This window comes from Priestia sp. FSL W8-0524 (genome assembly GCF_038005965.1).
Taxonomy (GTDB): domain Bacteria; phylum Bacillota; class Bacilli; order Bacillales; family Bacillaceae_H; genus Priestia; species Priestia zanthoxyli.
Genome location: NZ_JBBOUG010000001.1, coordinates 2,858,747 through 2,878,727, shown reverse-complemented (window position 1 = coordinate 2,878,727; position 19,981 = coordinate 2,858,747). Strand labels below are relative to the sequence as shown.

The window sequence follows — 19,981 nt, the reverse complement described above, 5'->3', positions numbered from 1 at the left end:
TATAATTTCAAACCCAATTTATTAAAAAATAAACATTTTTTAACTAGCCTATTCATACATTTTACCTATTTTTCATAAAGAACCACTTCTTGTGCTTATAGCTTTAGCTTCGGTAAGGCATCTTTAATGCTTTGATAGACTAAAATAAAGGACATGTCATCTTCTATAGTGCTCATATGTATGGCCATGTTAGGAGAAATTCCTGTTAAAACGAGCTGAGTTCCCATGAGCTTCAGCCAATTGTAAATATTAAGAATATCACGGCCGAATGAATCATTAAATTGCGCTAACCCTGATACGTCTAGGATTAAATAACGATCTTTGCTGGTTGTGTTACGCGAGGTGAAACTATTAAATAGCATTTCTATACGCCGTTCGTTTAACGTTCCGATTAATGGAAGAACAGAGATTCCTTCCTCTATTGGCACGATAGGGGTGGATAGTCTTTCAACTTCTTCCAAAGCTTGCTGAAGCTGTTCTTGGGCTGTAATTTCTATGGTTACGTCTTTTTGAACACCGATAAAGTAATATTTATCTTCTTCTTCTATATATGTTGGGTCAATCGTTAGCTGATTATGAAAGAAAGAGCCGTCTTTTCGGTAATTCACAAGCGTAACAGAGACTGACTGATTGCGGCTGATAGCGCTGCGAATTTCATCAACGTGGTGCGGGTTTGTAAGAGGACCTTGTAGAAAACGGCAATTTTCCCCTAATACTTCTTCTTCCTTATAGCCGGTCATAAGAGAAAACCCTTGGTTGAGGTAAATAATTGGATTATCAGGTAAAGAAGGATCCGTCACGATAATGCCAGATTGTGAGCTATGAAGGGCCTTATTTAAAATGGACCATTTTGAATCTTGAGCTTCAGGTGTAGTCAATGCATTCCCTCATTCCTTGGAAATTTTATAAAAATATTGTGACATAAACACGTCAAAAAAACAATTTTCGACGCGTTTGCTTCTAGAGAAAGAATGAAGATAAGGAAAAATATGTTATAATAGTTTCGGGGGCAAAGGGAGTGTGAACAAATGTGATAACAATCAATTTATTTAATGTTAGTTTCTTTGTGATGGCGCTAGTAGGTTTTATCCTCATTTTTTGTTTGCGTATAAAGTTCAAGCAGCCACTATCATTGTTTAAATGGTCTTTTTTGTTCGGAACGGTGCTGCTGTTGCTAAGTTTATACTTGTTTATGGCGACCAGCCAATATATTCATTTGATATGCAATACAATCGGCTCAGTTATGACAGCGCTCTATCTTATCAGTATTATGGTGGGAGCAGAAGAGTCATAAATACATATGTTTGAAAGTCTATTAAAAGTGGAAAATAAGTAGCGATGCTTAAAAGAGAAAGAAACGAACTTACATTCTTTCAGCCGAAATAATGACAACTGGAAAAACACCTCGGTAAAAAATGCCGAGGTGTTTTTCATAAATAAAAGGGAAAGGAGAATATTTAGAGAAATACTAGTCATATTTTACTGAGTATAGTAAGATTAAAAGTTATTATTCTATTTTTATATTGTTGCTATTGGCAACATGTGTTAGTCTAAAAGTGGTATACATTTTAGGCGATCTTGAAAAAGAGAGACGAGAAGCTTTTATTCAAGTTTCTTAAAAGCTTTACGTTTACTGAGGTGAAACAATGAAATCTCAAGTACAAAAATTTGTAGGCTATTTATTAGCTGGTGATCAAGACAGCGCTTGGGAAGTTGTGCTGGAAGAAATCCAACAGGGAAAGAACAGCCTAGATATTTATGAAAATTTAATTACAACCGCAATGCGAGTAACTGGAGATATGTGGGAAGAAAATATCATTTCTGTAGCTGATGAGCATGTTGCAACTACGACGTGTGATTATGTGCTAACTCGCTATCGCTTTTATAAAAAAATTCAGGGACACGCTTCAGACACTGCTCCAAGGGCACTGCTTCTATGCTTGGAACAAGAACAGCACTTCATTGGTTTAAAGATGGTGGCTTTATTGTTTGAGGAACATGGTTGGAATACTCGCTTTTTAGGGGCCAATCTACCTCTGGAATACGCTGAGAAAATGGCTATAGAATGGAAGCCGCACATGGTAGGATTATCTGTCAGCATTCCTTATCATATTGAGAGGCTTGCTGAATATACCAAAACTTTGGACAAATTAGAACCAAGACCAACAGTAATGGTAGGAGGGCGCTTAGTTTCTCAAATTGATTTCCGTTCTTACTGTTCTGAGCATACACGCCTAATTCCGGATCTTTACCAACTAAATAACTGGTTAATCAGTTATCACAAAGGAGTGGAAGTTAATGTCGATGCTTGAATATGTTCCAATTCCTTACTTTCTAGTGGATACTGAATTTAATATTTTGGAATGGTCGCAACAATCAGGTCATTTATTTAAGCCTTCAGCTAATTTTTTAGATCTTGTAGACGTATTTAGTCAAGAAAAGGCGAGAAAGTTTTTAAGCTTGCGCCAGAAAGATTCTCGAGAATTGTCTGTAGACGAACCCCATGATGAGCAAACGCTTGTCCAAAGCCGAGGCCAGGCTATTCAGAAAGTAGAGCTTGTAATGCAAACCAATGATTCGCCGTATTCACTGTTTGAATGCTTAATTCAATGGGATAGTGATATAGGTCATTTAGTTTGTATTCGCCAAGATGAACGTATACAAGAGCTAACAAATCTTGTTCAAGACCATCGGAAACGATTAGCAGATACAGATTTTGAACTGCTTGAACAAAAAGAACGTCTCGAAAAATCATTACAAAAAATTAAGCAATTGTCCGCTTCTTTTATTAAATTATCCTCTAAAGTAGGGCTTATACCTCTTTTTGGAGACTTAGACACAGCTCTTGTAGCTGAAAATACGTCCATTTTGCAAAACTTTGCACATGAAGGAAATTACACCACGCTTCTATTTGACTTTGGGGGCCTAGATATATTAACAACCGAAGGAATTCAAGCTTTTGCAGGCTTTATGCAGTCCTTCTATCTTATGGGGATCACGTGCTATATTATTGGCATGAAACCGCACCATACGGCTGCTTTGAAAAATAGAACCTTTGGTGATCAAATTATTTATATGAATAATCTAAGTGAAATTATTGCTGTGAATAAAAATGTGAGTTAAAAGGGTGGAGGAGAAGAAAGAATAACTTTCTTCTCCTCTTTCTGTATACACTTCTCTTCTTATAATTAAACATCTATTAAAGAATCTTTTTATATTTCAGCTGAAAGAATGGCGTTAAGACGTTGAAGTCCTGTGTCGTTTTTAATTAACGGTATTCAAATGTTTTACGGGGGAATATTTCTACTGGTGCTATCTTTATGTACAGAGCAGATTCATGTTTCGACTATTATGTCTTGGAATGCAGTATGGTCTATTGTATATTTAATTTTTGTTGGTTCAATTGCTGGACACGGCTTATATTATTGGCTAATCGCCCAAACAAATCCGGTTTTTCCATCTACTTGGTTGTATGTATCTCCTTTAATCGCCGTGTTAATCGGCTATGTAGTCTTAAATGAAGCTATCACGCCTTCTATTATTGGCGGAGGTCTTCTTATTTTAATAGGAGTATTTATGGCCAATCGTGAAGCTTTGGGAGTACATTTTAAAAAAGGTGTGTTATTCAAAAAGCAGCTGTAAAACAAGTCGCCATTTGCTGACTTATTTTTAGTTAATCGCAAGACAAAAAAGATTGAAGAAAGATATAAAAGATGACTAAAAGCCTCTTTCTAATGAAAGAAGAGGCTTTTTTGTTAAGAGTTTGCTGACATCGTATGAGACGGCAAAATGATGTCTTGGTCTACTAGGAAGGATAAAAGTTCTCGTGTAGCATATGACATATAGCGATCTTTTTTCAAAATGATGCCGAGCTCCCACATTGGAGTAGGTGCGGCAATTGGAATACTTTTAATAAAGGGATTATTGATTTTCGGAAACACGGACTTTGGTAAAATAGCAATACCTAATTCAGAAGCAACTAGTTCAATAATCAAATCCCATTGAGAACTTTCGTACGCTATTTTTGGATGAAAACCCGCTTGAATGCACTCATGAATAATGCGATCATGAAGAGAGAAATCTTTGCTGAACAGGACAAACGGCTCTTCTCTAAGCTCGCTCAAAGCAACAATTGATTTAGCTGCCAGGGGATGCTCATGATGAATGTATAAATTAAACTCTTCTTCAATAAACGGATAGACGTGAAAAAGAGGGTTTTGAATAGGCAATACGATAATGCCAAGGTCTACTTGTTCGTTTTCTACAAGTTCGACAATTCGCTTTGCGCCAAGCTCCACAAGCTCTAATTTCACCTGAGGATGTTTTGATGTAAAGTTTTTTGCAATCATCGGGAAAACAACAGTCCCTACTAAAGGAGGAATTCCTACTTTAATATCTCCTGTAGGCAGATTTCGTAAATCATCTAACAGAGCATGCAGCTCGTGAAGAGTGGATACCAGCTTTTGGCTTTGCCCGTACACAATCTGTCCTGCATCGGTTAATGTCAGCTTTCGAGTAGAGCGATCAAAAAGGTCTACGCCGAGTTCTTCTTCTAGTTTTTTTACAATTTTACTTAATGCTGGCTGAGACAAGTGAATTGCAGCTGCTGCTTTCGTGAAACTTTTTTGATTAACTACTTCCATGAAATGTTGCAGTTCTCGAATATCCATAAATTCTCCTCACTAGTATTCTTAGTTTTCATACTATTTATTCTATTTATCTATTTTACTTATGATTCAAATAAATGTAAACTCTTACATAAGGAAGTGAATAGTGATTCATCTAAAAATAGCACATCAAATTCCTCTAAATACGTTAGAAACCCGCATATTTGTAAGCGTTAACAAAAAAGTACCCTCGAAGAAAATCCTAAAAAAATATTTTTTTCTCCCGTAAAACAAAGCCGCGAGCGCAGAAATAACACGTGTTGAAATGTTCATTTTGTATACTGTTCTGACAATTAAGAAAGAGGAATAAAATGGTATAGTGCACCACTAAGGTGAGTCTATTCATTCTGCAAACGAGCCGTACATAAAAAAAAGGGCCGGTTTGTTAAAAATAATTGGGGGAGTGGTTGAGATGACATATGTTAAAGGACTAGAAGGAATCGTTGCAGCTGAAACAAAAGTAGGGCATGTTGATGGAGAGAAAGGTCAGCTGATTTATCGCGGATATTGGGCAAAAGATTTGGCGATCAATTATTCTTTTGAAGAAGTTTCTTATTTAATTTGGAACGGTACGCTGCCAAATCATGATGAGTTAAAAGCATTTAAACAAGAGATGGTGACTCATCGTACGCTTCCAGCTAATATTGTTGCGTTAATGGACTGTTTGCCAAAAGATACAGAAGTGATGAGCGCGCTTCGCACATGTATCTCGGCGTTAGGAGACCCTTCATACAGCTGGCCTCCGACAAAAGAGCAGGCGCTTGCGATTACAGCGGTAACACCTACCATTATTGCCTATTGGTATCGTAAAATGAATGATTTAGAAGTAGTAGAGCCTAACGAGCATTTGGATCATGTAGCAAACTATTTATACATGATTAACGGAGAAATTCCAGATCAAAGTTTGGTTACGGCGCTAAACGCCTATTTTGTTTTGACAATTGAGCATGGAATGAATGCCTCAACCTTCTCATCACGCGTTATTTCATCTACCGAATCTGACATGGTTTCAGCTATATGCGGAGCAATTGGCGCGATGAAAGGTCCGCTTCACGGAGGAGCTCCTTCTGGTGTTATTAACATGTTTGATGAAATTGGAAGTGAAGAGAATATTGAGCCTTGGGTTCGTAAAAAATTAGATAATAAAGAGAAAATCATGGGATTTGGTCATCGCGTTTATCGTACACATGACCCGAGAGCAGAAGCATTAAAAGAAGTATCGAAACAAATTTCAGGAGACAACGGGCTATTTGATTTAATTGTTAAAATTGAAGATAAAACAATTGAATTACTAAATGAATACAAGCCGGGGAGAGGCATTTATACCAACGTAGAATATTTCGCTGCAGCGGTTATGAAAGCGGTTGAGCTTCCGTCTGAACTATTCACTCCGACCTTCACAGCAAGCCGTGTGGTTGGTTGGACAGCTCATGTCGTAGAACAGTCAGAAAATAATCGTATTTACCGACCTCAGTCTGCTTATATCGGTTATACGCCAGTTGAGCAAAATCAATAATAAACCGGATTTCACATAAAAAACGTCGGTAGATCCGACGTTTTTTTCATATGGTTAAATATATTCTTTTTGAGAATAAAATCGCTTTAATAAATAGAATAATCCGACTGCTAAGCATAAACTTGCTGCAGCTAAGCTAGAGGTAATCATGGCGTGTTCACCTTCGGTCGGGGTATGTGAAAGTTTATAGCTGCTGTAGCATAAGAGAGCTGTGATACATAAACAGCAGGAGCTAATCAATCCATACCGCTTTTTGAACCCAATAATAGATAGTAATACAATCAAATAAATCCCGCTCACCATCATCATAATTGGAAACTGAGGGTGGAATTTAATTGTATATAACAAATAATCGATGTGAGAATAGTGATGAACCGCCGAGGACTTTGTTAGCCCTCCGGTCAAACTAGCTGATAAAGGTCCTTCAAGCATCGAAGAGCCGTTATACCAAGTAGCGACTGAGGAAAGTAAAAAAACAAAACAACTTGCGAATAGCTGCGTCATACATTTTATTGACACGTATAGAAAGCTCCTCTCAATAACCATCTTTTGTTAATACAAGTCCGAAAATTATTATAGCAGGTTTTGAAAGTAAAAAAAGCACTATTGGAATGGTTTCATAAAACGTTCATATTTCAAAAGGTTTGTTTTTTCAAAAGAAAGGGAAAAAAGGTGAAACGGAAGATATGAATAGAGGAGAGAGAAAGATGAAGGCAGCAGTGATTTTGAATCCAAACGCAGGAAACAAAAAATTAGTAAATGAAATTGACTTTATATGTGATCGGTTAAACACAGCATTTGAGGCGGTTACTTTATATAAAACAGAGCAACCTGGAGATGGTGCCGAGCTGGTAAGAAAATTGGAAGGCGAAGCGGATGTCATTATTGGAGCAGGAGGAGACGGGACGATTTATGAGTTGATCAACGCTCTTGCTCCGCTGAAGCAACGCCCTGTATTTGCTATTTTACCCGGAGGAACGTGCAACGACTTTTCGCGTGCAATCGGAATGAATCAAAATCCTTTAAAAGCAGTGGAGCAAATTATTGAAAAGCAGACGGAAGCAGTGGATGTTGGAAAACATGGCGAAGATTATTTTTTAAACTTTTGGGGAATCGGTCTCGTAGCTGATGTATCTGAAAATATTTTAGAAGAAAATAAAGAGAAATTTGGTAAGCTCTCTTACTACATGAGCGTAGGTAGAACGTTAAATCAAGCAGAGCCTTTTCAATTAAAAATGACGAGCGAAAAAGCTTCCTATGAAGGAGAAGCAGTTATGGTGTTAATTGGGAACGGTCCTTTTTTAGGAGGAACTCGCGCTATGCTAGGAAACAGCTCATTTCAAGACGGATTATTAGATGTATTCGTTATTAAAGAAATGGGAATCGAGCCGGTTATGGCATGGTTACAAACAACTCCTGATGAGGAACAGCTTGACCCTGAAAGCAACCTTATGCATTTTCGGACAAAAGAAGTCCATATTGAAACCACTCCTGAAAAAACGGTAGATTGTGATGGAGAAAAAGAAACGACAACACCTTCAACGATTACGGTTCTCCACAATCACATAAATATGATAGTAGGAAACAAATAAAAAAAACGCTGAAACTTCAAGCGTTTTTTTTATGAAGACAGCCATCGCGGAGAAGTGAAGAGCATAATCATTATGCTGCTCATCGTAATAACAAGCATGGAGTAGCAAAAAGCTGTAAATCCGATAATATGTAAGCCCACTATCATAATCGTACTGTCTAAGATAAAAATGGTTATTCCTATATTAATTTTCCATTTTTTTGATACAATAATAGCGATTAAATCCAGACCGTCCGAACTGATGCCGTAGCGAAGCATCAGTCCTATTCCCATTCCTACGAGTGTGCCTCCAAGCAATGAGCTAAAGAGCAAAGGAAGCTCCAGCGTGCCTTCGAGAATAGACAGCCATTCTGTCATAAAAAAAGAAACAAACAAACCTATACTTCCATAAAAAAAGTTTTGGCGATGACGAAAAAAAGCATATAAATAGACAGGTACGTTCAAAAAGAAAATGGACATTCCGATAGGAGTTCCAAACACATAATATACGATAAGCCCAAATCCTATAAGTCCACCGTCTAGTAAGTGATACGGAGCAATAAATCCGTTTAGCCCTAGTCCAATTAATAAGCTGCCACAGCAAATCGAAACCACTCTCGAAAAAATATTCCTCACCCTATACGTTAAATTTTAATGGGAGTACTCGTCCATCTATGTATATGACAAGCTTAGGTTATTTAGAAGTAAAGAAGAAGAAAAAAGAAAATTATGTAAAAAGTATTGATTCTATAACTCTGATATTCTATAGTTAATCTAACTTCGTTTTCACGACAATTTCTTGATTTTTTACCATACTGTTTAACTGTTTGTATTTTTTAATATATAAAAAAGTTGTGTTCTGTAAAAAGCATACGATTGTAATAAGTCGATAAAAGCAAGCCGTTATATAAAGGGGTTGATTACGTGTAGGATTCTCTTTCTTTTCAGTCATACTAAAAAGAAAGAGGGATTGTCGTGAAAAATCGTTCCGTACTTTTTTTATGGTTTGGTCAAAGCCAAGCTAATTTAGCAGATGTATTATATATTGTTGCGTTAATCAGCATTCTTTACGCTCAAAATAGTTCTCCTGTGCTGCTTTCATGCATTCCGTTTACCATTACGGCTGCTAAGTTTTTGAGCAGTTTTACGGTGCCTTTTCTTATAGATCGCTACAGAGCTAAGCGTATTCTTGTGGTGTCTCAGCTGTTAAAAACCAGTGTTTTGTCTATGTTTTTTTTGTGGCATATGTCGCTTATCAGCATGCTGTGCTGCGTGGCGCTTATTGCTTTTTTCGATGGGTGGGCAGCTCCGGTTCAAAGCTCTATGCTTCCTCATTTAGTAGATAAAGAGAAGCTGTTAAAATGGAACAGTATGTTTAATGTCACGGATCAAACGATTCAAATTGCAGCCTATCCGCTTGGAAGCTTTCTGATTATTAGCTGGGATGCTACCGGCCTTTTATGGCTGTCATTTTCGTTATTTAGTTTGTCACTCGTATTCATGCAGGCCATTCGCATGAACGTTCATTCTTCTAAAACGAAGCAAAAACAAGGGTTAAAAGAGGGATGGAAGCTAATTTGGCATTATCCGCGCCTGCGGGTTTTATTAGTCATGGAGGTTTTAGAAGGGATGGCTGCCGGCGTTTGGGCATCAGCTATTGTCTACGTGTTTGTGAAAGAAATATTAAATAAAAATGAAGCTTGGTGGGGATATATTAACAGCAGTTTTTTTGTTGGAACGGTTCTTGGTGGTTTCGTTTTGCTGAAGATTTCAGTTGAGCAAGAGAGAAGTCTTTATCATATCGTAATACTAGGCAGTCTTTTTTCAGGTTTCTTTACATTATTGTTCGGAGTGATATCTGTGCCGTTTCTTTCCCTTTTACTTAGTTTTACTATTGGCATTGCCCTTCAAATAAGCGCTACGTGTTCTTACACGCTTACACAAACGGCCGTTCCTTTAGAAAAGCTTCCTAAGGTGCTTTCAGCTACGCTGAGCGTTTCATATGTGACGTTTGGACTTTCGGTGCTGCTGCTTGGCGCTGTTGCTTCGCTAAATGTGACGGCGGCGTTTCTAACGGCAGGAGGACTGATTGTAATCAGCGGCTGCGTAGGTTTATTCTTACGAAATTATGCGCTTGCTAACTAAAAAAGGTTGCTGTTTGCAACCTTTTTTTAAAACAGCGTATTTTCTCTCCTCAACCATAAGCCGTATAAGGTTGTTTGCTTTAAATATCCCCTTGTGTAAAAGTAGGGAGCTTTTCACGAAAACGAAAGGAAAAAAAGTATAGCTATCGAATTATGTTAAGAGCGTTGAGCTAAAAGGAGTGATTAAATGGTTGTCATTCGACAGGCGGTTGAAACTGATCGAGAGCGACTGGCTACGTTAATGCAAGAATATATAGTGAAATTCTGCGAGCAGCCTGACCCTTCCCGGAAAGCTTTAACTTTACATATTAAGCGTCTATTGAATAATCCTTCCTACGGTATCCAGTTTGTTGCTGAATTGGAAGGGAAACTAGTAGGTTTTGCGACGGTGTACGTATCGTGGAGCACCCATTATTTTAAAGAAACAGGCGTCTTAAAAGATTTGTACGTATCTCCTTTAAACAGAGGAAATAAAATTGGTGAACGTTTGTTTAAGATTTGCCTTGCCTATTCTCAAAAGTATGAGTTTGCAGGAATGACCGCTGAGTGCAGCAGTGAAAATAAAGTTGCTCAAAACCTTTATCAAAAAATGAACGGTAAAGAAAATGCAGGGGTTCAATACCGTTTTTTTTAAGAGAAGTACAGCTTTTACTTTTAAGACTTCTACTAAATGGCAAAAATATGTTATAGTATGAAAAGTGAAATTGATGAAAATGTCGGTGGGCTATATGTTAGATGATGGTAGGAATAGTAGGGGGAAGTTGGACTAGCTGTTTGAAAGGCGGCCATCCTATTTTTAGTATAGCCGCAAGGAAGGAGCAGGACCTTGAAAAAAAATCCAATCTTAAACGCGTGGAAAATAGTAACTGCGACGAGCGGTTTTTTACTTGCGCTGTTTATCTTTAAAGTCCGAAAAGGAAGATAACCATATAAAAAAAGCTCCTCGATTGAGGAGCTTTTTATTATTTAGTAATAGGAAACGTCAAGGGAGTCACTGTTGATAAAGAATCTCGGTAAGAATGATAGGTGAAATAATGACGTGTTGGACTATAAATAGTCATGTAAAGTAAATAATCATATTTCGTTTCCATATAGAAAAAAACGCCGTCTTCGTGGAGTGCATAGAAAGAGTACGAAATCCCGAGCAGCGTTTGCTTTTGTACGCTTGCGCTTGGATTTTCTTTAATCCATTCATACAGTTCAAAAACACTCACTCCTGGTGAAGATTGCAGCGTATGTACTTTGTCATATAACTTATCAGATACATCCGAAACCGACTGTTTTAATTGGTTAAATAAGTTGGACATTTGTTCTTTCATTGTGGTGATCTCCTTTACGGGTAGTCAGCTATTAGCATGCTCAGAGAAATTCACGCTTATGTATAGTTAGTGAATGGCTGATTTGAATTTGCCGCCCTGCGCTTCTTGGGTATCCATAATGGTTGTAAATGCCTGTGGATCAATTTCAGAAATAATGGTTTTAAGCTTGGTAATTTCTAAACGCGTCACAACTACGTATATGACTTCTTTTTCTGTACCTTCAAATCCGCCTTTACCATACAGTTTCGTCACGCCGCGGCCTAGACGATGCGTAATAGCGTCTGATAGCTCTTCATAGTGATTTGACACAATAAAAGCTGCTTTTGTTTCATCAAGCCCTTGAATGATCGCATCGATTGTCTTAGACGCAATATAGTACGTAAGGATCGAGTACATGGCCTGTTCCCAACCTAGCACGAACCCTGCCCAAGCGAAAATGAAGATATTTAAAAACATCACAAATTCACCCACAGAAAACGGGATTTTTTTTGTTAATAAAATACCTAAAATCTCAGTTCCATCTAACGCTCCACCGTGACGAATGACCGTTCCTACACCCGCTCCTAAAAGGAGCCCGCCAAATACGGTAGCAAGAAGCGGTTCAGATGTTACAGCTGGAACATGGTGCAATTGAGATTCTACAATGGATAAAGCAACAACTGCAAACATAGATGAAAAGCAGAAGCTACGACCAATTTGTTTGTATCCACTATATAAAAAAGGGAGATTAAAGATGATGATAAGAAGACTGAACGGCAATTTCGTTAAGTAAACTAAAATTAGAGAAATACCGATAATACCGCCGTCAATTACGGAATTTGGGACTAAAAATAATTCGATAGAAACGGCAGCCAAGGAAGCTCCAATTAACATCATAATGTAGCGATAAATGAGCCGACCTGCCTTTTCCTTTTTGTGCTGTTTCGTTGTCATAAAATCTTTCCTTTCAACATACTGCCTATACGCAACTCTTACTAGTATAACTAAGTCTTGGGAACTCTATCCAATTATCTACTTTAAAAAAGACTAGCCAGAATAAACAAAATCCTGTTAAATTAAACGGTAGACATTTGCTGAAATAAAGGAGCTGTACATATGATAAACGTTTATATTCCACCGCTTCAAACAAGCGCTGGCGAAAAAGCGGCACGCTATATTGATACATTAACCAAACCGATAGGAAGCCTTGGAAGGCTCGAAGAAATAGCAGTTGAATTAGCGGCCATGACCGGGGAAGCTTTTCCGACAGTCACGCCGCCAGGAGTCCTCGTTTTTGCAGGCGATCATGGAATTGTAAAAGAAGGAGTTTCAGCTTACCCTCAAGACGTAACGGCACAAATGGCGCTAAATTTTTTGCAGGGAGGAGCAGCTATTAACGTGTTTAGTGGGCAAATAGATGCCCAGTTCAAACTGATTGACATCGGCATTGCTTCTGACCTTTCCCATAAGGATCTTGTACAACGCAAAGTGAAGCTGGGCACAGCAAGTTTTTATAAAGAAGACGCGATGACGCGCAGTGAGGCAGAATTGGCTGTTCAAGTCGGATATGAAGAAGCTGAAGAGCTTATTGCCCAAGGAATTAAATGTTTGATTGTGGGAGAAATGGGCATCGGAAACACTACGTCAAGCACGGCTATTTTAGCTGTATTGACAGGAGAAAAAGTCTCTAAGCTTGCAGGAATGGGCACAGGGATTTCTGACGAACAACTGCGCCACAAAGTGAAGGTAATTGAAGAAGCGCTGCAAAACAGGCACATCAACCCTCAGGATCCGATTGATATTATTAGTAAAATAGGGGGGCTTGAAATTGCAGGGATGACAGGTGCTATGCTGGCGGCAGCTGCTCACCGTATTCCTATTTTAGTAGATGGTTTTATTTGTACAGTTGCAGCTCTTCTAGCGACAGAAATCAATACACAAGCAAGAGACTATATGTTTGCTAGTCACGAATCTGTTGAACAAGGTCATGCGTGTGCAATGAAGCTTCTTGGCAAGAAACCGCTTCTCAACCTCAATCTTCGGTTAGGTGAAGGAAGTGGAGCTGCTGTTACATTTCCGCTGCTGCACTCGGCTTCGCTGATGATTGCTAATATGGCTACGTTTCAATCTGCGGGAGTGTCTGAGAAAGAATAAACTTAGAAAAAAATAAACCTAAAAAAGACATGGGAACAAAACCATGTCTTTTTTCTTTATTTTATAAAAAAATCTTATATTTTTAACATCATAAACCAATAAACGCTAAAGCTAGCACCTGTTAAAATAAATGATCCAATAATTAACAATACCAGTGCAACGCGTCGTTTAATCGCTTGAATTTCTCTATCTTTTGGCAAACGTCCCATTGGTCTTCCTCCATTATGTAAATATTTCACGTATTTTCCTATTTTACTCCGCTTTAAAAAGAGAGAACATATGTCAAAGTTACTAAAAAACAAATTATTTTACAAAAAAATTGTATCCACGTTACAGCAGGGCAAAGAATACGTATTTTTTCAGTTAGAAAAGGACTGCTCTAAAGGTTTACTTACATGGCAACAACCTTTATCATATAACTGACTATACTATGATGTTATCCAAAGTTGGAAGAAATCTCAATAAATGTGAGTGTTATAATTACATGATAAGAGTCAGAAAATTTTAAAAAAGAGTGTGAGCAAACAATGAACGGTATGTTGATTATTCGGAACGGTGCTCCTTTTTATGAAGGAGCTTCCGTGCCTATTCCAAAAGATAAAGCTTGTATTATCGGACGAAGCAGTGAAGAATGGGAGCCTTATCTGGCCTTTCAAAGTGCTTACATTTCACGCAAGCATTTTGAAGTAACGTACGAAAGCAATGCATTTTTCATTACAGACTTGTTTAGTAAACACGGGACAAAAGTAAACGGAGAAGAGTTACAGCCTGGAACCCCTCGTTTCTTGAAAGAGCAGGATGTCATTACCTTAGCAAATGAGGAGGCAGCTTTAGTATTTAGAAATGATGATATGGATGCAACCCTCGATTTAGGACCTTTGCTAAAACAAATAAATAAGCCATTTTACACATTAGATCCAATTTTGCAGAAAGTAAAAGTAAAAGAGGAAACGTATATTCTGTCAGATAAAGAATACGCGTGCTTAGCTTACCTTCTAGAATATAACAATCAATTTGTTTCAAAAGAAGCATTAAAAAAAAGCGTTTGGCCTGAACGAGTAGAGTCAAATGGAGAAATTCTGGTAGCAGCGGAAGAGCTGAATGCGCTGATTTACCGGGTTCGCAAAAAAATAGGAACATATTTAGAAATCGAAGTGATTCGAGGAAAAGGATATTGGCTGCACTTTAACGAAAATGGACGTGAATAGAATCACGTCCATTTTTTAATCTCGTTTTACAGCATGTACACGTATATGTTTAGCTTCTGCTAGCCAAGATCCGTTTTGAAATAGTTTGTCTTGCATTCGATTTTCTAAGCGCGTAATGAGGACATTTTTAGTTTCTGTCGTCACGTGAGCAAAAAGAGGGGCTGCATTTGTTTCGAGCCAATTACGCAAGCCGCTTTCCCCTTTTAACAAGAGGGGCCGGCTGTAGTGTATGGCCGTGGTGACTTGAAAATTCTGTGATTCCAAAAGAGAAGAATATTCAGCTACAGAAGGGAAGTACCATGGGAAATCTACATCGTTATAAGGGATATCAAACGTTTTAAATTGACGAATGATTTCTGTGAAAATTTCGTCCATGTTTCCTTTTCCCCAAAATTCTGCTACAAATCGGCCATTTGGTTTTAAAGCATTGTAAATATTTTTAATGACAAGGTGAGGGGGACGGATGTCGTGTAAAGTTGCATTGGAAAAAACTGCGTCAAATTGTTCGTAATAAGGAAGGTTAAGGGCGTTTAACTGTTCAAAGGATAGAGTCGGGTACTGATGACGAGCCTGTTCAATCATATTTTCAGAGCAATCGATGCCCGTTGCACGGACATGAAGCTTATTGAGCTGCGAAATAAATTCGCCAGTGCCACAGCCAATATCTAAAATATGTTCGCCAGCTTGAGGAGAAAGAAGGTTCATAGCACTTCCTCCAAATGAAGAAACAAACGGAAGATGATACACTTGAGCAATTTTTTGTTGATTAACAGTTTGACTCATGAAGTGATTCCTCCTTTGTAAAAGATGATGACGATCGTTTTATAAGAAGAAACAAGCTTTGAATAGTAGATATGAAGTTATTGATAGAATTATACCATATATCTTACTTATTATGCCGAAAACTCCAAAGAAAAAGCGCACCAAACTTCTAGCTTGGGCGCTTACAAGCCGAACTATTTTATAACCATTAACCGAACTGAACAAATAGAGGAAGGTCTGTATGACCCATCTCACGTACGTAGACGTATAAATTTCCTTTATGATGAATTTCATGATCAATGGCCATTTGTAAAAGCTGTCTTCCGGGAAGCTTTCTTCCAAACGCTGCAGTTGCGTCAATGGTCTTGTTTAAGTCAGCTTCGCTAAGTGAGCGTAATACGTCTACTGTTTTTTCCGTATATTCAGCTGCAAGGTCCGATAATGTCTTACCGCTAAAATCAGCTTGTTGACCAAGCGGAGATAAATCACCGGATTTTACCACTGATGCAAATGCATAAAAGGATGTTAAAATATGCGTAGATAAGTCAAAAGCGGACATAGATGTCGGGGCAGGCTTGTATTCGTAGTGACCTGCTTCAATTTTGTTGATTAATTCATTAGTTACGTTTCGATGTGCTAAAAAGTGATGAGTCATTTGTTCAACTGTCATGATGAAAGGCTCCTTTATTATGTATTCGCTTCTGAGTATAGCATCTGAAAATCAGAAAGCGAAGAAAAAACTTTAATAAAAAGAAAAACAGCTGCACGTGAGCAGCTGCTTTTCTTTTTATTAGAAATTACGTTGTTTTAACTCTTCAAGTAATAACTCCATACCTTCGCGGCTTAAAGTTAATTTGCCATCTGCGATTGTTACATTGTCAGAAGATACTTCGCCAGTAATCGCACAAGCACCGTTCGGCTCATATTTCTTTAAAATAATTCGATCTGTTTCGACAAAAATTTCAACAGGATCTTTTACATCTATTTCAAGAACACGTCTTAACTCTTTAGGAATTACGATACGACCTAAATCATCTACTTTTCTTACAATACCAGTCGATTTCATTTTTTAATCACCTTTACTTTTATATTTTATTGAGTACACAAAATATTATTTTTGGAATTTCTAAGATGATTATATACTAGATAACCGCTAAATTTGTCGAAGTTATTAATATGTAAATGAACTGTAATATTATTGAAATATTATCTGTAAATACAAATCCTCCTACAAAATGGAATATGTAGGGCTCTTTGTATGATATAGGAGATGAAGGAATTAATTACATTTGACATACAATTTTATTTATGTTTATACAGCAATCCGGGGGTAAGGGAAGGCTACATGTAAGCGCAGGAGTAAATAAGTTGAAAGAATAAAGAAAATATGATTAAATTTAAAAAGTAACTTGCTCAAAATAATTAAATCGTAATGATTACGTATTTCAAATAAAAAATTGATAAAGCGAAAGGATGACAAAGAGTTTGGCTAAAAAATCAAAAGTTGTAAAAGAACAAAAGCGCCAAGAGATAGTAGCGAAATATGCGCAATTGCGCCAAGAGTTGAAGGAAAAAGGAGATTACGAAGCGTTAAAAAAATTGCCTAGAGATTCTTCACCAACGCGCTTAAATAATCGCTGCCGCGTTACCGGTCGCCCTCGAGGCTATCTTAGAAAATTTGAAATGTCACGCATTGCTTTTAGGGAATTGGCCTACAAAGGACAAATCCCAGGTGTTAAAAAAGCAAGCTGGTAGTATAAAAGCCCTCATAATGAGGGCTTTTATTATTTATTAGCTGCAAAGTATCGAGCAATTCCTTGATAAATACCTGTAGATATTTGCTGCTGATACGCATTAGAAGAAACAATTTGCTCATCGTGAGCATTTGATAAAAAGCCTAATTCAAGAAGTACAGCACGCTGGTTGTTTTCTCGAGTAACATAATAATCTCCAAAACGAACCCCCATATCCTTCATAGAAGGCGCATTTTCAGCCATGCTTTCTTGAATATATTTTGCTAATTCTTTATCTTTGGATTCACTGTAATAAAATGACGCAATGCCGTTTGCAGAAGATGAAGTAGAAGCGTTATAGTGAATGCTGATAAACGCATCTGCATGCTTTGCTTCACTAACGTTCACACGTCCGCTCAGTGAAATAAAGGTATCGTTTGAACGCGTCATAAATACATTTGCTCCCGAATTAGCTAAGCGGCTTGCCACAAGTTTTGCGGTTGTTAACGCTAGTTTTTTCTCAATCGATGACTTGCCTGAAGTACCAGGATCATATCCGCCGTGTCCAGCGTCTACTACAATAATTTTATCTTTTAAAGCAGCAGATGGGGAAGGCAAACTAGCTGAAGTTGTAGAACCAGCTGCAGCTGTTAACCCTTTTGACACCCATGCTGTTTGACTTGCAGAGTACTGAATTTGCACCCAGTCATTCGTTTCGCCTACTTTTTTGAATCGTTCGCCCGCTTTGGCTACACGGATAATGCCCGCGCTTAAGCTCGGCTGACTGCGTAAATTTGAAGCTTTTGTAATTTGAATCGACTGGGCTGTTTGTGAAGACTGTCCGGAATCAGCTTGTAAATACTGACTTGCTACCCAGCCCGTTTGACCTGATGCTGTTTTAATCTGTGACCAGGATCCGCTCTCTTTTACCACCGTTACTTTGGAACCCCGGGATAAGTTCGTCACGATAGACGCGCTTGTGCTTGCAGAAGAGCGAACGTTTAATGAGCTAGCGTTAACAACAGCTGACTTGGATGTTGTAGAACCCGAGTTACTAGTCGGTGTAGAAGAACCGGAGCCTGCTTGTAGGTACTGACTCGCTACCCAGCCCGTTTGACCTGATGCTGTTTTAATCTGTGACCAGGATCCGCTTTCTTTTACCACCGTTACTTTTGAATTGCGCGGTAAGTTCGTCACGACCGATGCGCTTGTGCTCGCAGAAGAGCGAACATTTAATGAGCTAGCGTTAACAACAGCTGACTTGGATGTCGTAGAACTCGAGTTACTAGTCGGTGTAGAAGAACCGGAGCCTGCTTGTAGGTACTGACTCGCTACCCAGCCTGTTTGACCCGCTGCCGTTTTAATCTGTGACCAAGATCCGCTTTCTTTTACCACCGTTACTTTGGAACCTCGGGATAAGTTCGTCACGATAGACGCGCTTGTGCTCGCAGAAGAGCGAACATTTAATGAACTGGCGTTAACAACGGCTGACTTGGATGTCGAATTTGCCGTAGACGTACTGTTTGTTTGTGTTTTGTTTATGTATTGAGATGAAATCCAAGCTTCTTTACCGTTATACGTAATTTTAGCCCATCCCTTGCTTTCATCTACTATATTAACGGTGTTTCCCTTCGTTACTTTTCCAACGATAGCGCCGCTTGTACTAGGCGTTGCACGTACATTTAAAGATGTAGCAGTTACTTTGGCCGATTCAGCTGCATCTGCGTCAATCGAATGCAAAAGCAATGAAGAGCTTAAAAGAACAGAAGAAACGGCTGTGTACATGACATGTTTTTTATTCATTTTTTCCTCCTTGCAAATTACAAATTTCAACATAAGTTAATTAGTATACAAAGCATATATCGGCAAATAGCCCAAAATTTTGAGTTAAATCTACTATTATCTCATAATGCCGATATTATCCATCATACTATATGTCGAATTTCAATTGTATAATGAATTTGAACTATCTGCCATCCTTAACGATAAAATTTTACATTAATGTAAAATATAATTATATCAAAGATGAAATGTAGGGATATTAAGGGCATTTAAAGGTCTTTAGCCCTTTGTTCACCGATGTTTTGAGGACATGTTTTATACTAGAAAAAATGTAAAATAGTATAAAGCAGCTGAATGTGAATATGATAGAGGAGAGATAGCAAATAAAAGAGTATCTATCTTTTGGAGGAGGAAACATCCACAATTATGAAACATTCAGAATAAAAATAACAAAAATATATAAAATAATATAAAGCCTGTCTATATCGATGGAAAAGCTCATAGCATAAACCAAAAGTAAATAGTTAGAAAATTCTTTCTTTTTACTTTGAAACATGGTACAGTATAAAAAAGTGAAAGGGTGGAAACTGATATGCGAAAGATTGTTCAGTATGAAACAAAGTGGTCGCTTTTGTATCAAATGGAAAAAGAAGCGTTACTTAATACACTAAAAGATTTTTCAGTAGACATCGAACATATTGGAAGCACGTCCGTTCCAGGATTGGCAGGTTCACCAATCGTTGATATTTTAATCGGCGTCAAACGCGAAGAAGACATAAATGAAGTGCGCGCTATATTAAAAAATAAATCTCACGTATACGTAGCGGAAAAAGAGATGTTCGTCTTATTAAAAGAAGGCGTTCCAGCTGCACACTACCCTCCAATTATGACAGCTAAAAATGCCCGTAAGCTCATTCCACATGATGCTAGAAGAAGTCATGTGTACGTAACGGTCAGTGAATCACCTTACTGGAATGAACGAATTAATTTCAGGGAGCAGTTACGCTCGAGCGAACGTGCTAGAAAAAAATATGAAGGTATGAAATACGAGCTTTCAAAACGATTGTGGAACGATATTTCTACCTATGAGTACAAAAAAGAAGAATTCATTCAGCGCAGTCTATAAAAAACGTCATTTCAATTGAAA

22 protein-coding genes and 1 pseudogene are annotated in these 19,981 nt (G+C 37.9%); 12 read left to right on the top strand and 11 right to left on the bottom strand.

What is annotated here, in order from left to right:
* Nucleotides 1-95: 95 nt before the first annotated feature.
* The gene (locus NST66_RS14680) at nt 96-878 is read right to left on the bottom strand and encodes a PAS domain-containing protein (RefSeq protein WP_033580591.1); all 783 of its coding nucleotides are present in this window, start codon (nt 876-878) and stop codon (nt 96-98) included.
* Between the two features lie 152 nt (nt 879-1,030).
* Here NST66_RS14680 and NST66_RS14675 point away from each other — a divergent pair, with 152 nt between their 5' ends.
* The 4 genes and pseudogenes from NST66_RS14675 to NST66_RS14660 all read left to right on the top strand — a co-directional run.
* Nucleotides 1,031-1,294, top strand: coding sequence for a hypothetical protein (locus NST66_RS14675; protein ID WP_080974265.1), 264 nt, complete (start codon nt 1,031-1,033; stop codon nt 1,292-1,294).
* A gap of 352 nt (nt 1,295-1,646) precedes the next feature.
* A complete protein-coding gene (locus NST66_RS14670) occupies nt 1,647-2,312 on the top strand; it encodes a cobalamin B12-binding domain-containing protein (RefSeq protein WP_048018977.1) in 666 nt (221 codons plus the stop codon).
* Nucleotides 2,299-3,123: an STAS domain-containing protein gene (locus NST66_RS14665; RefSeq protein WP_014459398.1), complete on the top strand. Its 825-nt coding sequence runs from the start codon at nt 2,299-2,301 to the stop codon at nt 3,121-3,123. Before NST66_RS14670 ends, NST66_RS14665 begins: the two co-directional genes overlap by 14 nt.
* 138 nt (nt 3,124-3,261) lie before the next feature.
* Nucleotides 3,262-3,642 (top strand): annotated as a pseudogene (locus tag NST66_RS14660) (EamA family transporter); the annotation flags it as partial.
* Nucleotides 3,643-3,755: 113 nt separating this feature from the next.
* Here NST66_RS14660 and NST66_RS14655 read toward each other — a convergent pair.
* On the bottom strand, nt 3,756-4,670 hold the full coding sequence (locus NST66_RS14655) for a LysR family transcriptional regulator (protein ID WP_013083830.1): 915 nt from the start codon (nt 4,668-4,670) through the stop codon (nt 3,756-3,758).
* Nucleotides 4,671-5,079: 409 nt separating this feature from the next.
* Here NST66_RS14655 and NST66_RS14650 point away from each other — a divergent pair, with 409 nt between their 5' ends.
* Nucleotides 5,080-6,183 (top strand): citrate synthase/methylcitrate synthase, encoded by a 1,104-nt coding sequence (locus NST66_RS14650; protein ID WP_033580593.1) that lies wholly within the window; start codon nt 5,080-5,082, stop codon nt 6,181-6,183.
* 54 nt (nt 6,184-6,237) lie between these two features.
* On the opposite strand, the gene NST66_RS14645 is transcribed toward NST66_RS14650, so the two are convergent.
* Nucleotides 6,238-6,702: a DUF4306 domain-containing protein gene (locus tag NST66_RS14645; protein ID WP_223260182.1), complete on the bottom strand. Its 465-nt coding sequence runs from the start codon at nt 6,700-6,702 to the stop codon at nt 6,238-6,240.
* Between the two features lie 188 nt (nt 6,703-6,890).
* Here NST66_RS14645 and NST66_RS14640 point away from each other — a divergent pair, with 188 nt between their 5' ends.
* Nucleotides 6,891-7,775 carry a diacylglycerol/lipid kinase family protein gene (locus NST66_RS14640; protein WP_028414373.1) on the top strand — a complete coding sequence of 295 codons (885 nt, stop codon included), beginning with the start codon at nt 6,891-6,893 and terminating at the stop codon, nt 7,773-7,775.
* A 29-nt stretch (nt 7,776-7,804) separates the two neighbouring features.
* Here the strand turns inward: NST66_RS14640 and NST66_RS14635 are convergent, their stop codons facing one another.
* Nucleotides 7,805-8,368: a YitT family protein gene (locus NST66_RS14635; protein WP_033580595.1), complete on the bottom strand. Its 564-nt coding sequence runs from the start codon at nt 8,366-8,368 to the stop codon at nt 7,805-7,807.
* 360 nt (nt 8,369-8,728) lie between these two features.
* Here NST66_RS14635 and NST66_RS14630 point away from each other — a divergent pair, with 360 nt between their 5' ends.
* Complete coding sequence (locus tag NST66_RS14630; protein WP_033580596.1) at nt 8,729-9,898, top strand: MFS transporter; 1,170 nt, start codon at nt 8,729-8,731, stop codon at nt 9,896-9,898.
* Nucleotides 9,899-10,084: 186 nt separating this feature from the next.
* The gene (locus NST66_RS14625; protein ID WP_033580597.1) at nt 10,085-10,531 is read left to right on the top strand and encodes a GNAT family N-acetyltransferase; all 447 of its coding nucleotides are present in this window, start codon (nt 10,085-10,087) and stop codon (nt 10,529-10,531) included.
* Nucleotides 10,532-10,859: 328 nt separating this feature from the next.
* Here NST66_RS14625 and NST66_RS14620 read toward each other — a convergent pair whose 3' ends face one another.
* Together NST66_RS14620 and NST66_RS14615 are read right to left on the bottom strand one after the other, a co-directional pair.
* Nucleotides 10,860-11,216 (bottom strand): hypothetical protein, encoded by a 357-nt coding sequence (locus NST66_RS14620; RefSeq protein ID WP_033580598.1) that lies wholly within the window; start codon nt 11,214-11,216, stop codon nt 10,860-10,862.
* Nucleotides 11,217-11,282: 66 nt separating this feature from the next.
* Entirely contained in the window at nt 11,283-12,149 is an 867-nt protein-coding gene (locus tag NST66_RS14615; RefSeq protein ID WP_033580599.1) for a YitT family protein, read from the bottom strand.
* 162 nt (nt 12,150-12,311) lie between these two features.
* Between NST66_RS14615 and cobT the strand changes: the two genes are divergently transcribed.
* Complete coding sequence (gene cobT / locus NST66_RS14610; protein WP_033580600.1) at nt 12,312-13,349, top strand: nicotinate-nucleotide--dimethylbenzimidazole phosphoribosyltransferase; 1,038 nt, start codon at nt 12,312-12,314, stop codon at nt 13,347-13,349.
* 74 nt (nt 13,350-13,423) lie between these two features.
* Here the strand turns inward: cobT and NST66_RS14605 are convergent, their stop codons facing one another.
* Nucleotides 13,424-13,558 carry a hypothetical protein gene (locus NST66_RS14605; protein WP_255219782.1) on the bottom strand — a complete coding sequence of 45 codons (135 nt, stop codon included), beginning with the start codon at nt 13,556-13,558 and terminating at the stop codon, nt 13,424-13,426.
* 318 nt (nt 13,559-13,876) lie between these two features.
* Here NST66_RS14605 and NST66_RS14600 point away from each other — a divergent pair, with 318 nt between their 5' ends.
* A complete protein-coding gene (locus tag NST66_RS14600; protein ID WP_033580601.1) occupies nt 13,877-14,557 on the top strand; it encodes an FHA domain-containing protein in 681 nt (226 codons plus the stop codon).
* A 15-nt stretch (nt 14,558-14,572) separates the two neighbouring features.
* On the opposite strand, the gene NST66_RS14595 is transcribed toward NST66_RS14600, so the two are convergent.
* The 3 genes from NST66_RS14595 to NST66_RS14585 form a co-directional block, all read right to left on the bottom strand.
* The gene (locus tag NST66_RS14595) at nt 14,573-15,340 is read right to left on the bottom strand and encodes a class I SAM-dependent methyltransferase (RefSeq protein WP_176343829.1); all 768 of its coding nucleotides are present in this window, start codon (nt 15,338-15,340) and stop codon (nt 14,573-14,575) included.
* Nucleotides 15,341-15,527: 187 nt separating this feature from the next.
* A complete protein-coding gene (locus tag NST66_RS14590) occupies nt 15,528-15,989 on the bottom strand; it encodes a DinB family protein (RefSeq protein ID WP_098625888.1) in 462 nt (153 codons plus the stop codon).
* Nucleotides 15,990-16,109: 120 nt separating this feature from the next.
* Nucleotides 16,110-16,385: an AbrB/MazE/SpoVT family DNA-binding domain-containing protein gene (locus NST66_RS14585; protein WP_013057736.1), complete on the bottom strand. Its 276-nt coding sequence runs from the start codon at nt 16,383-16,385 to the stop codon at nt 16,110-16,112.
* A 419-nt stretch (nt 16,386-16,804) separates the two neighbouring features.
* Between NST66_RS14585 and rpsN the strand changes: the two genes are divergently transcribed.
* Nucleotides 16,805-17,074: a 30S ribosomal protein S14 gene (gene rpsN, locus NST66_RS14580; protein WP_028414364.1), complete on the top strand. Its 270-nt coding sequence runs from the start codon at nt 16,805-16,807 to the stop codon at nt 17,072-17,074.
* A gap of 29 nt (nt 17,075-17,103) precedes the next feature.
* Here the strand turns inward: rpsN and NST66_RS14575 are convergent, their stop codons facing one another.
* Nucleotides 17,104-18,855 (bottom strand): SH3 domain-containing protein, encoded by a 1,752-nt coding sequence (locus tag NST66_RS14575; protein ID WP_033580603.1) that lies wholly within the window; start codon nt 18,853-18,855, stop codon nt 17,104-17,106.
* Between the two features lie 571 nt (nt 18,856-19,426).
* Between NST66_RS14575 and NST66_RS14570 the strand changes: the two genes are divergently transcribed.
* Nucleotides 19,427-19,960: a GrpB family protein gene (locus NST66_RS14570; RefSeq protein WP_028412757.1), complete on the top strand. Its 534-nt coding sequence runs from the start codon at nt 19,427-19,429 to the stop codon at nt 19,958-19,960.
* The last annotated feature ends 21 nt before the right edge of the window (nt 19,961-19,981 follow it).

Excerpts from the sequence above, each read along its gene's own strand:
- NST66_RS14585 (WP_013057736.1), bottom strand. The coding sequence starts at position 16,385 with ATGAAATCGACTGGTATTGTAAGAAAAGTAGATGATTTAGGTCGTATC.
- NST66_RS14665 (WP_014459398.1), top strand. The coding sequence starts at position 2,299 with ATGTCGATGCTTGAATATGTTCCAATTCCTTACTTTCTAGTGGATACT.
- NST66_RS14625 (WP_033580597.1), top strand. The coding sequence starts at position 10,085 with ATGGTTGTCATTCGACAGGCGGTTGAAACTGATCGAGAGCGACTGGCT.
- NST66_RS14590 (WP_098625888.1), bottom strand. The coding sequence starts at position 15,989 with ATGACAGTTGAACAAATGACTCATCACTTTTTAGCACATCGAAACGTA.
- NST66_RS14595 (WP_176343829.1), bottom strand. The coding sequence starts at position 15,340 with ATGAGTCAAACTGTTAATCAACAAAAAATTGCTCAAGTGTATCATCTT.
- NST66_RS14620 (WP_033580598.1), bottom strand. The coding sequence starts at position 11,216 with ATGAAAGAACAAATGTCCAACTTATTTAACCAATTAAAACAGTCGGTT.
- NST66_RS14655 (WP_013083830.1), bottom strand. The coding sequence starts at position 4,670 with ATGGATATTCGAGAACTGCAACATTTCATGGAAGTAGTTAATCAAAAA.
- NST66_RS14650 (WP_033580593.1), top strand. The coding sequence starts at position 5,080 with ATGACATATGTTAAAGGACTAGAAGGAATCGTTGCAGCTGAAACAAAA.
- NST66_RS14640 (WP_028414373.1), top strand. The coding sequence starts at position 6,891 with ATGAAGGCAGCAGTGATTTTGAATCCAAACGCAGGAAACAAAAAATTA.
- NST66_RS14600 (WP_033580601.1), top strand. The coding sequence starts at position 13,877 with ATGAACGGTATGTTGATTATTCGGAACGGTGCTCCTTTTTATGAAGGA.
- NST66_RS14605 (WP_255219782.1), bottom strand. The coding sequence starts at position 13,558 with ATGGGACGTTTGCCAAAAGATAGAGAAATTCAAGCGATTAAACGACGC.
- NST66_RS14670 (WP_048018977.1), top strand. The coding sequence starts at position 1,647 with ATGAAATCTCAAGTACAAAAATTTGTAGGCTATTTATTAGCTGGTGAT.
- NST66_RS14615 (WP_033580599.1), bottom strand. The coding sequence starts at position 12,149 with ATGACAACGAAACAGCACAAAAAGGAAAAGGCAGGTCGGCTCATTTAT.
- NST66_RS14575 (WP_033580603.1), bottom strand. The coding sequence starts at position 18,855 with ATGAATAAAAAACATGTCATGTACACAGCCGTTTCTTCTGTTCTTTTA.
- cobT (WP_033580600.1), top strand. The coding sequence starts at position 12,312 with ATGATAAACGTTTATATTCCACCGCTTCAAACAAGCGCTGGCGAAAAA.
- NST66_RS14570 (WP_028412757.1), top strand. The coding sequence starts at position 19,427 with ATGCGAAAGATTGTTCAGTATGAAACAAAGTGGTCGCTTTTGTATCAA.